The following is a 10,120-nucleotide window of genomic DNA, read 5'->3' on the forward strand; positions in this document are numbered from 1 at the left end:
GGACGGGCTGCGGTCCAACCCGCAGGTCTCGGACCAGGAGGACGTTCACGACGTCTACCGCCGCTGGCGCACCCTCGCCGAGAAGTATGAGCCGCACCGGCTGCTGGTGGGCGAGGTCAACCTGGAACCGGCCCGCGCCGCCCGCTACACCCGGGCCGACGAGATGCAGCAGGCCTTCGCCTTCGCGTTCGTGAAGCTCGGCTGGGACGCGCAGGCATGGGCCGCCGTCGGCAACGAACTCGAAGCCGCCCGTCAGCTTCATGGCGCCACCCCCACCTGGGCGCTGGAAAACCACGACATCGTCCGCTCCGTCACGCGGTTCGGCGGCGGCGAGCTCGGCAGCGTCCGGGCCCGGGCCGCCGTCGTGGCATTGCTCGGACTGCCCGGCGCCGCCTACATCTACCAGGGCCAGGAGCTCGCGCTGCCCGAGGTCGACGTCCCCGTGGAGGCCCGGGTGGATCCGATGTGGGCCCGCGGCGGCGTCTGCCGCGACGGCGCCCGCGTCCCGCTGCCGTGGACCGAGGACCCGGCTGCGAACCACGGCTTCTCGCTCGGCGTTTCGGCGGCCGAGCCGTGGCTCCCCGTCCCAGCGGGATGGGGCACGCACGCGATCGAGCTCCAGCAACAGGACCCCGAGTCCTCACTGGCGCTGGTGACCAAGGCCCTGGAGATGCGCCGGCTGCTGTGGAAGAACGAGGTCTTCACCGCGGACGACGACGGCACCTGGCGGGTCGAGGCCGGAAACCTGCTCATCTGCGAACGCAACGAGCATTTCCTGGTCGCCGTCGCTATGGGAACGGAACCGGTCAAACTTCCGGCCGGCGCAGTGTTGCTCAGCGCCGTACCCCTGGCGGAGGACGGCTGGCTTCAGCCGAACAACGCCGTGTGGATGCTGCGGGGCTGGGGCCATCGCCCCGCCGTCGGCGATGTCGTGTCACCTCAAAATACGGGGCGTGGACTTAATAGGCACGCTCTCGTCGGCCTTGAGTCTAGAGGCAGTTCCATCATTAAGGACTTTGCCCCGGGCGGTAGGTCAGCATCCTCGAGCGCTTCGGGAGTCGGCGGTGGTAAACAGGCCATCATGGCTCCCGGCTCGGCATAGCAAAAAGCCCCCGGTTCAATTGAACTGGTCCCCGGAAGTTGGACTGAGAAATTCAGTTCCGACTCCCGGGGAGCAGTTCAAATGTGCCGGGGGCTCTGGCCTTTCTATAAGTGTTACTTTACGGCGACGAATACCTTGTCGCCCAGCATGCCCGGGCGGACGGCGAGGACTCCTTGGGCAGCCGTGGCAGTCGGCACTTCAATGACCATGTTGCCTGTTGCGGTTCCATTCGCGTAAAGCGTGCTCGTGGTGTCGATGGGCTTCGGTGCGACGGCGTGATTGTCGAGTTTATTGACAGTCGTGCCCTCTGCCGTGACGTAGTCGATCGAAACAAAGGCAGGCATCTGCCCATCAGGGTCATCGCCGATGTAGGTGGTGGAGTAGTTCACCATCATGTACTCTGACCCCTTGGCCGGGGGGTCATTGAACTGGTTGGCCTTAACCACGGCATCCGTGGCTGCGAGAGTGACTGAGTTGACTACGACGCGCCAATCGTCAGATTCGATAACCGAGCCGATCGCGTACGGGTTCTCGCGGGTTCCGGCGTTGGCGGCAGGCTTTTCCTCTGCCGTTCCGCCGTTGCCACCAGCACCGTTGGACGGTTCGACGACTTTGGTGTCCCCACTGCCGATAGCGTTGTCAACCGACGCCGCAACGACCGAGAAGAACACGGCGAACCCCACGATTGTTCCCACGATGGACACAATCAGGGCGGTGACGCCCATCCACTTGGGCTTGTCCTTGAGAAACAGAGAAACGAGAGCCAGAACGAATGCGATCGGTAGCAGTATCCAGCCAACGATAAGAGCGCCGGGGATACAAGCGAAAATGAACCCGAGCGCTGCTGTGATGAGCGCGATCAGCCCTAGGACGTTTAGCGGCTTTTTTGCCTTCTCTGCTGCTGCCCGGGCCTCGCCCTCACGTTTGGCGTCGGGCACCGTTGTATTCTCTGTCATGGCAGTTCCTGTCTAACTCGATTGGCTGATTCTCTGGGTGACTTCTCCGCCATGCGGTGTCACTGAGATATAGCCCTGTGTCAGGCCAGACAGATCAATCCCCCACGAGGAACTATAGCCACATAGACCGAAAACCTGAGTATTGCCTGGAAGCTTTAGGAGAGGTTCAGCTGAAGCGGCGGGAAAGTGGCACAGAAGACGCGGAATTGTTACGTTTCTACACCGCACCGGTGCGGCCGACTAACAACATCTAGGTGCTGCGATACTGGTCATTTCAGCTTTGTTCCAACCGCCGCTGCCGGAACATCGGGAACGCCTCCCGCACCCGAGCCACCGTCTCGAACGAGATATCGGCTGCCCGGACGCCGGGTGCCAGGCCGAGGCCGGCCTCAACCACCCCCATGGGATTGACCAGAATGCTGCGGCCAACGGAGACCGGCGGGGCCTGGCAAACGCCAGCGACGTACACGCTGTTCTCGATGGCGCGTGCGGCGTTCAGCGCCAGCCACTGCTCGGTCTTGTGGTCGCCCGGCTCCCAGGACGAGGAGACCAGCAGGACCTGGGCTCCGGCGTCGGCCAGCGACCTGGCCAGCTCCGGGAACCGCAGGTCGTAACAGGTCATGAGGCCGAACCGCGCTCCCCCGGACTCGAACACCACCGGATCAGTGGACGGGCCCGGCTTGACGAACGTCGACTCCCCGAAACCCTGCGCATCGAAGAGGTGGATTTTCCGGTAGAAGGCGAGCCGGGCGCCGTCGGGCCCCAAGGCCACCAAAGTGTTGTACGCCTTGCCCGGTTCCTCCGAGGTTTCCACCACGCCCGCCACCAGCGGTATGCCGTCCGGCCCAGGATCATTCAGCCCTAACATCGTCCGGCACTTCAAAACGCCAAGGGCGCGCCCGGTCAGACCGGACGCGCCCTTCGTGTGCTCAACCGCCGCTCAAGCACCTGATTTCAGTCGACAAGCACCGGATGCATTTCGCGGTCCTCAGATTCAATGCGCCCCGGAACTTTGCCGCTCCGGTGGTGAAGCCAGTTCGCCACCGCCAGAAGCGCCACGAGTGCGAAAGTGCTCAGAAGCTGGGGACGGGAATCCTCGCCGATGAATCCCACCGTGAAGATCGCCGCGAGGATGAGCAGGCCAAACACCGTGAGCCACGGGAAGCCGGGCATCCGCAGGGGAAGCTCCGTCCCTTCGCGGTCGGCGCGGAGGCGCAGCGCGAGCTGGGCGAGGAGCGCGGACGTCCACACCAGCAGGCACGTCGAACCCACGATGTTGAGCAGGACGGGAAGCACCTTCTCGGGGAAAGCCAGCTCCAGCACAACCGTAACAACACCGAAGGCAACGCTGGCCAGGACTGCGACAACCGGAACCCGGGCCTTGGACACGGAAGCGAGCAGACGTGGCGCTTCGCCGCGCTCGGCAAGGGAGAAAGCCATCCGTGACGCACCGTAAAGGTTGGCATTGAGGGCGGAGAGCAGTGCCGCTACGGCCACCAGGGTGATGGCGGTTGCCGCGCCGGGCATGCCGGCGGCGTCCAGCACAGCGGCGAACGGGCTCTTCAGCCCCGCCGAGCCCACAGGAACCACCGCCGCGATCACGAAGATCGCACCGATGTAGAAGACCAGAATGCGCCACAGCACCGTCCGGACTGCCTTCTTCACACTGCGGGCCGGTTCCGCGGTTTCAGCTGCCGCCACGGAGACGATCTCGGTGCCGCCGAACGCAAATGCCACCACGAACAGGGCTGTGGCAATCCCGGCAAAACCGTCGGGCGCGAAGCCGGCTCCGGTGAAGTTGGACAGGCCCGGCGACTGGACGCCCGGCAGCCAGCCGAAGAGCAGGGCAGCGCCCACCAGGAGGAACCCGACGATTGCCGCCACCTTGAGCAGGGCGAACCAGAACTCGAACTCGCCGAAGTTCTTCACGCTGGTCAGGTTCACAGCGGTGAGCACCACAATGAACACGAAGGCCATCAGCCACACCGGCAGAGCCGGGAAAATGGTGGCCAGCAGGCCAGCCGCACCTAGCGCTTCGGCCGCGATGACCACCACGAGCTGCAGCCACCAGAGCCAGCCCACCGTGGCACCGGCCACCGGCCCGTACGCCTTGGCGGTATAGACGGAGAAGGCGCCACTGTCAGGATTGGCGGCGGCCATCTCGCCGAGCGCCCACATCACCAGGATGATGAGCGTGCCGGCCACGAGGTAGGAGATCAGCACGGCCGGGCCGGCAGCCTGGATGCCGGCGCCGGAACCGATAAACAGGCCCGCGCCGATGGCGCTTCCGAGCCCCATCATGGTGAGCTGTCGGGGTTTGAGTGCGGCGCCAAGTGGGCGGGCAGACGTCTTTGTCTGTTGTTCCATGGGGAGTCCTCTGGTTGTAGGCGGAACGGATTGGTGCGAAAGGTCAGTCGATGGCAGAGGCTGCGTGGGCTTCCAAAAGCCGGAGCACGCGATCGTTGGAGGCGGGGCCGGCAACGGTGATCCGCACGCCGTCTCCCTGGTATGCCCGGACCAGGATGCCCGCGCGGTCGAACGCGTCCACCAGCCTCGCCTGGAGCAGCTCATCCGCACGGATCCACAGGAAATTGCCCTGGCTCGGCTGCAGTTTCCAGCCCTGGGCTTCCAGCTGCGCGGCCATCCGTGCGCGTTCCTGTTTGACGGCGCCAACCCGCGCTTCCATCTCCTCCCCGGCGTCCAGCGACGCGATGGCTGCCTTCTGGGCCAGCGCGCTCACCGAAAAGGGAAGGGCGGTCCGGCGCAGTCCCTCAGCAATATCGGGCGCCGCCACGGCGTATCCCACGCGCAGGCCGGCGAGTCCGTACGCCTTCGAGAAGGTGCGCAGGACGCAGACGTTCGGGTACTGGCGGTAGAGCGCCAGGGAATCGGGGCCGCTGCCCGCTTCGGCGTATTCCACGTAGGCCTCGTCGATCACCACAAGGATGTCGGAGCGGACGGACCGCAGGAAGGCCTCGATCCGTTCATGGCTGATCGGTACGCCGGTGGGATTGTTGGGGGTGCAGAGCAGGATGACCTTCGTGCGGGCAGTGACGGCCGCGGCCATAGCGTCAAGGTCGTGCCCCTCTGCGCCGTCCAGCGGGATGCGGACCGGCTGGGCGCCTGCCAGCTCAACCAGGATGGGGTAGGCCTCGAAGGAGCGCCAGGCGAACATCACTTCATCCCCGGCGTCGCACAGTCCGGTGATGATCTGCTGGAGGACGCCGACGCTGCCGGGTCCCGCCGCGACCTCTCCGGCCGTGACGCCGAGGTGGCGGGCAATCCGTTCACGGAGTTCGACGGCGGCACTGTCAGGGTAGCGGTTCATCGTACCGGCCGCTGCGGCCACCGCAGCGGCGGCAGCGGGCAGTGGCTCGTAGTGGCTTTCGTTGCTGGCGAGGGCCGCAATGTCCGTGCCGGCGCTGCGCCGACCCGGGACGTAGGGCGGAAGTCCGGCCACAGCGCCACGAAGGGCGGGATGCGCGGTGTCCGGTGCGGTTAGGAGCTGATCACGGGTCATGAGCAACGATCATGATTGTGACCCCGCGCACATTGCAAGATACCCTAAAACCATTGGGACTTCTGCTCAACTTCTAGTGTCTATGGTGAAAATATGACCATCCCGAACCCCCGCACCCTGGATTCCCTCGACGGCAGGATCATCCTGGCCCTCGACAAGGACCCGGAAGCCAGTGCCTTGGCACTCTCGCGGACACTCGGCGTCGCACGGAACACGGTCCACGCCCGGCTGGGACGGCTCGAGCGCAGCGGCGCGCTCCGCTCCTTCAGCCGGAGGCTGGATCCGGCCGCACTTGGCTATGACCTGATGGCTTTCCTCTCACTGTCCATCAGCCAGACGCGGACAGGCGCGGTGGAAGACGGACTCGCCGCGATCCCGGAGGTCATCGAGGTGCACGCCACCACCGGGGACGCGGACCTCATGGCCAAGGTGGTGGCCCGCAGTACGGCCGATCTCTACCGCATCACCAACGAGATCCTGGAAATCGAGGGGATCCAACGGACCAGCACGGCCATTTCTGTGCTGGAACTCATGCCACCCCGCTACGACGGCCTTCTGAGCCGGCTCTCCGAGCAGGAATCCCGCCCTTCGAAGTAAATTCAGGTGACGCACGCCACAAGTAGGCATATTTTCAGTTGCGCCCGCCCACTCCTGCCAAATATCCCAGTCAAAATCGCCTCTCTTGCCTATCTGTGAACCAGGCCACAAGATTCCTGCATGACTTCACTTACCGTCTCAGGCCGCGTGGCGCAGGTTCTCAGCAGCTATCTCAGCGATGTCTTCGGCGTGATGGGCAACGGAAACGTCTACTTCCTGGACGCCGCGGAAAAGCTGGGCCTCCGCTTCTCCCCCGTCCGCCATGAGGGCGCCGCCATCGCCGCGGCCGACGCCTACTACCGGACGTCAGGACGCCTCGCAGCGGGCACCACCACGTATGGCCCCGGCTACACCAATGCACTCACCGCCCTCGCAGAGGCGGTCCAGGCGCAAATCCCCGTGGTGCTGGTCACCGGGGACGCTCCGAGCACCGGCGCCCGGCCCCAGGACGTGGACCAGGCAGCCATCGCCGCGGGCCTCGGCGCCGCGACCTTCACCGTCACCCGCGACGCCGCCGGCTCCATCACGCAGCAGGCGGTGGAATACGCGCTCACCAAGCGCACCGCCGTCGTCATTGCCATTCCCTACGACCTCGTGGCACTCGAGGCGGCAGAAGAAGAGCTTCCGGCGCCGTTGGCACCGGCCGTGAGTGACGACGTCGACGGCGGCGGCCTTGGGCAGGTAGCCCGCCTGCTCGCCGGGGCGAAGCGGCCGCTGATCCTCGCCGGCCGCGGTGCCCATCTCGCCGGCGCCGGTCCGGAGCTCCGGGAGCTCGCCGACCGCCTCGGCGCGCTGACCGCCGGGACCGCCCTGGCGCTCAACCTCCTCCAGGGCGAGGGGTACCTGGGCGTCGCGGGCGGCTTCGGCACGGACACCGCGGCCGGGCTCATGGGTGAGGCCGATGTGGTCCTCGTGGCAGGGGCAAGCCTGAGCCCCTTCACCATGCGGTTCGGGCACCTGCTTGGCCCGGACAGCACCGTCATCCAGATCGACGCCGCCCTGCAGCCGACGCACCCCCGGGTGGACACGTTCGTCAGCGCGGACGTGAAGTCTGTTGCGGGGCGCATCCTGAAGATGCTGAATGGCCCGGCGTCCCCGGACGCCCCCGCAGAAGCATGGCGTGCGGAAGCCCGCAAACGCCTGGCCGAGGGACCGGCCCACCATCCAGGCTCAATGGAGACCCCGGACGGCCGACTGGACCCGCGCTCCCTTGCCACGGCACTGGATGCGGTGCTGCCGGAGCGCCGCACGGTGGTCCAGGACGGAGGGCACTTCGTCGGCTGGGCGCCCATGTACTGGCGCATCCCGAGGCCGCAGGACCTGGTCATGGTGGGGACCGCCTACCAGGCCATCGGGCTGGGCCTTGCCAGCGCCGTCGGGGCCGCCCGCGCAGTGGAGGACGGCCGCACCCTGGTGCTGGCCTCCGGCGACGGCGGTTTCCTGATGGGCCTGTCCGACCTCGAATCGCTCATTGGTGCGGCCAGCAGCGCCGTCGTCGTGATCTACAACGATGCCGCCTACGGAGCCGAAATCCACCAGTACGGCTCCCAGGGCCTGACCGAAAAACCCATGCTGATCCCCGAGGTGGACTTCAGTGGCATCGCCCGCGCGCTCGGTGCGGAATCCGCGATCATCCGCTCGCTGGCAGACCTTTCCGCGCTCCAGGACTGGATCGACGCCGGCGCCAGGGGAACCTTCGTGGCCGACTGCCGGATCACGTCGAGCGTCCGGGCCCCGTGGCTGAGCGAGTGGATGGCGGCCTCGCAGGCCGCGAAGGCGGCGGTGGCGGGGTAGATCACGATGGCTGACAGAAAAGAATCAGGCAGGCCAGGCGATCACGTTTAAGCAGTAGGGGCTGATTTCGGATTCACACATCAACGAGCACCTCTGTCAGTAACGCATCAGGGCCTCAAGGTCTTTCCGCTCAGCGAGCACCACTGGAAGCCGCGTTAAGGATGCGCTGGCGGCGTACCTCAAATAAATCAAGGCTGTCCAGGCGGTAGCGCTCGTACGTTGGCGGGTCGAATGGCAGCACCGGCTCAAAGTACTTGAAGGGAGCAAGAACAGCACGGCATCATGCCCATCCCCGAAGCCGACTGGATGGAAATGATTGATGTATCGCTGGAAGGAGCCGAATAGGGCGAAGTCGGAATGACGATCCGTGGTCGCGAACAAGGGATTCGTGTCATGACAGGTTGACTCAACTGGATGGAGCGTGCTCGCACAGCCGACTGTGACACGCCCGCTCACAGCCCTTGGGGTCAGTCCTCGTAGTCGCCTTCAGCGAGTTCCTCATCCAAGTCAGCGGGCGGAGGCCCCAGGTGAAGCCCGGCTGGCTCCGGACTACGAATCTTGAACATGTCGAGAATACGAGCCGTGAGATTCGCGCGCCGTTGCTCGAAGAACGCGGTGAATTCGTCAACTGAGTGCGGCAGCGGCGACGGCAAAGCATGTCGTGCGAGGAATGCGCTGCAGTCATCTGAAGATGGAAACTCCGCCGCAAGCCAATCGTTCGGTGCCTTGTCAGACTTACCAATGTTTTCGAGTCCTGGGAGCAGCTGAAGGTTCGGCAGGCGGTCCCGTAATGAGACGAGCTCGTCGATGGATTCGGCGGTGAATCGAGGTGCGCCGTCGGCGTTCCTGTGACTCGCCAGTTCCTTCTTGTCGAACCGTGCGGCCGGGAACACGTGGTCGACGTGAAACTGGTTGCGCGTGTCGACATGCGGGAAAAGGGCTGCAAGCACTGCAAAGGTTCGAGCTCTGCCGTACTCCAGGCTCAAGATGTCGTCGACCAGGGCGTCTGTGACTGCGAGCGATTTGCCACGAAGTGCCATCGCCTGTTCGATCGCCGCGACCGGGAACGCCGAGCCGCCCTGGGCCTTGATGACCTCGCGCAGGTCGCGGAGCAAGGTGTCCAGGCCAGAGCCCCAGACGCCGCGCACGATGAGGGACCGCAGAACCCATGACCGAAGCGCTTCACGATCCTCGCGGGACGCGGGTGACTCGCGGTATGCGTGTCCGAGCCTCCGGTGGTGCACGTAGGAGGCGACCGGGATAAGGATGCTGTCCGCGGTGAGGGCTCCGCCTGAAAGCCAGAAATCGCTGAGAAGCCCGACGGCGACGTGAAGGGATGTACTCATGACATCCCAGCCGGCCTCGAGCTTCGCCATGTTGGCGGTAATGAAGTTCTTGACCTTGAACCCGATGTCACCGACGTCCGCAAGCACCAGCCCTGACTTCAGGATCGTGTCTCGGGAGAAGTTGAACCCGTTCCCCGTCTGATTGAGGGAGTCCACCAGGCCGTGGACGGCGGCACGAGCATCGCCCTCCCACTGCGCCGTCGCGATAGACAGAAGCAGGTCGCTGTAGGACAGGACCGTGCCGCCGGAGTTGACTCGCACGAAGATGTCGAGGACACGTTCGATGTCCTGCACGTCTTCTTCATAGAAGTGGAGGCTGGCGCTGTGGTGGATCTCCTGCCAGAGCTTCGCGGCGAGCGCGACTGCTGTCTCCTGCACGCAACGAAACCGTTTACGTAAACCGTTTGCGTATTCCGTTACGCATCGGCCCATGCAGCCCAGCAGACACCCTCAGGGAGGAGGAACAGTGGTCACCATCCGCGATGTCGCCAAGCACGCCGGCGTCTCCCCGGCCACGGTCTCCCGGGTTGTCAACGGGCTCGTCGGCTACTCCGACGAGACCCGGGAACGCGTCGAGACCGCGGTCAAGAGCCTCAGCTACGAAACGGACTACCTCGCCCGGGGCCTCAAGACCCGGCAGACCTCCGTGATCGGGTTGCTCGCACCGATGGTCTCGGATGCCCTGGCCTCCCAGGTCATGCAGGGAGTGGAGGAGGAAGCCCAGGAACGCGGCTACGCCGTGATGCTCGGCCGCACCGGCGCAAAATCCGCCTACATCGCCGGTTACCTGCGGACCCTGCGCACC

Annotated in this window: 9 protein-coding genes; 4 read left to right on the top strand and 5 right to left on the bottom strand. The window is 65.2% G+C overall.

Features of this window, described 5'->3' with window-relative positions; translation table 11 throughout:
* On the top strand, nt 1–1,102 hold a 1,102-nt coding region (locus tag AC1D0A_RS21720; RefSeq protein WP_476946813.1), incomplete at its 5' end, for an alpha-amylase family glycosyl hydrolase.
* Nucleotides 1,103–1,215: 113 nt separating this feature from the next.
* Here the strand turns inward: AC1D0A_RS21720 and AC1D0A_RS21725 are convergent.
* The 4 genes from AC1D0A_RS21725 to hisC all read right to left on the bottom strand — a co-directional run bounded on the left by AC1D0A_RS21725 (nt 1,216) and on the right by hisC (nt 5,578).
* The gene (locus AC1D0A_RS21725) at nt 1,216–2,058 is read right to left on the bottom strand and encodes a hypothetical protein (RefSeq protein ID WP_476946814.1); all 843 of its coding nucleotides are present in this window, start codon (nt 2,056–2,058) and stop codon (nt 1,216–1,218) included.
* Nucleotides 2,059–2,332: 274 nt separating this feature from the next.
* On the bottom strand, nt 2,333–2,926 hold the full coding sequence (locus tag AC1D0A_RS21730) for a nitrilase-related carbon-nitrogen hydrolase (protein ID WP_476946815.1): 594 nt from the start codon (nt 2,924–2,926) through the stop codon (nt 2,333–2,335).
* An 86-nt stretch (nt 2,927–3,012) separates the two neighbouring features.
* On the bottom strand, nt 3,013–4,425 hold the full coding sequence (locus AC1D0A_RS21735) for an amino acid permease (RefSeq protein ID WP_476946816.1): 1,413 nt from the start codon (nt 4,423–4,425) through the stop codon (nt 3,013–3,015).
* 43 nt (nt 4,426–4,468) lie between these two features.
* Complete coding sequence (gene hisC / locus AC1D0A_RS21740; protein ID WP_476946817.1) at nt 4,469–5,578, bottom strand: histidinol-phosphate transaminase; 1,110 nt, start codon at nt 5,576–5,578, stop codon at nt 4,469–4,471.
* 93 nt (nt 5,579–5,671) lie between these two features.
* Here hisC and AC1D0A_RS21745 point away from each other — a divergent pair, with 93 nt between their 5' ends.
* Together AC1D0A_RS21745 and AC1D0A_RS21750 are read left to right on the top strand one after the other, a co-directional pair.
* Nucleotides 5,672–6,175, top strand: a complete 504-nt coding sequence (locus tag AC1D0A_RS21745) for an Lrp/AsnC family transcriptional regulator (protein ID WP_476946818.1) — start codon at nt 5,672–5,674, stop codon at nt 6,173–6,175.
* Between the two features lie 120 nt (nt 6,176–6,295).
* Entirely contained in the window at nt 6,296–7,969 is a 1,674-nt protein-coding gene (locus AC1D0A_RS21750) for a thiamine pyrophosphate-binding protein (RefSeq protein ID WP_476946819.1), read from the top strand.
* Nucleotides 7,970–8,436: 467 nt separating this feature from the next.
* Here AC1D0A_RS21750 and AC1D0A_RS21755 read toward each other — a convergent pair whose 3' ends face one another.
* On the bottom strand, nt 8,437–9,693 hold the full coding sequence (locus AC1D0A_RS21755; protein WP_476946820.1) for a hypothetical protein: 1,257 nt from the start codon (nt 9,691–9,693) through the stop codon (nt 8,437–8,439).
* A gap of 88 nt (nt 9,694–9,781) precedes the next feature.
* Here AC1D0A_RS21755 and AC1D0A_RS21760 point away from each other — a divergent pair.
* Nucleotides 9,782–10,120, top strand: a 339-nt coding sequence (locus AC1D0A_RS21760; protein WP_476946183.1) for a LacI family DNA-binding transcriptional regulator, incomplete at its 3' end; no start/stop codon positions are given.

The sequence above is a fragment of the Arthrobacter sp. P1_D4 genome (genome assembly GCF_056406115.1).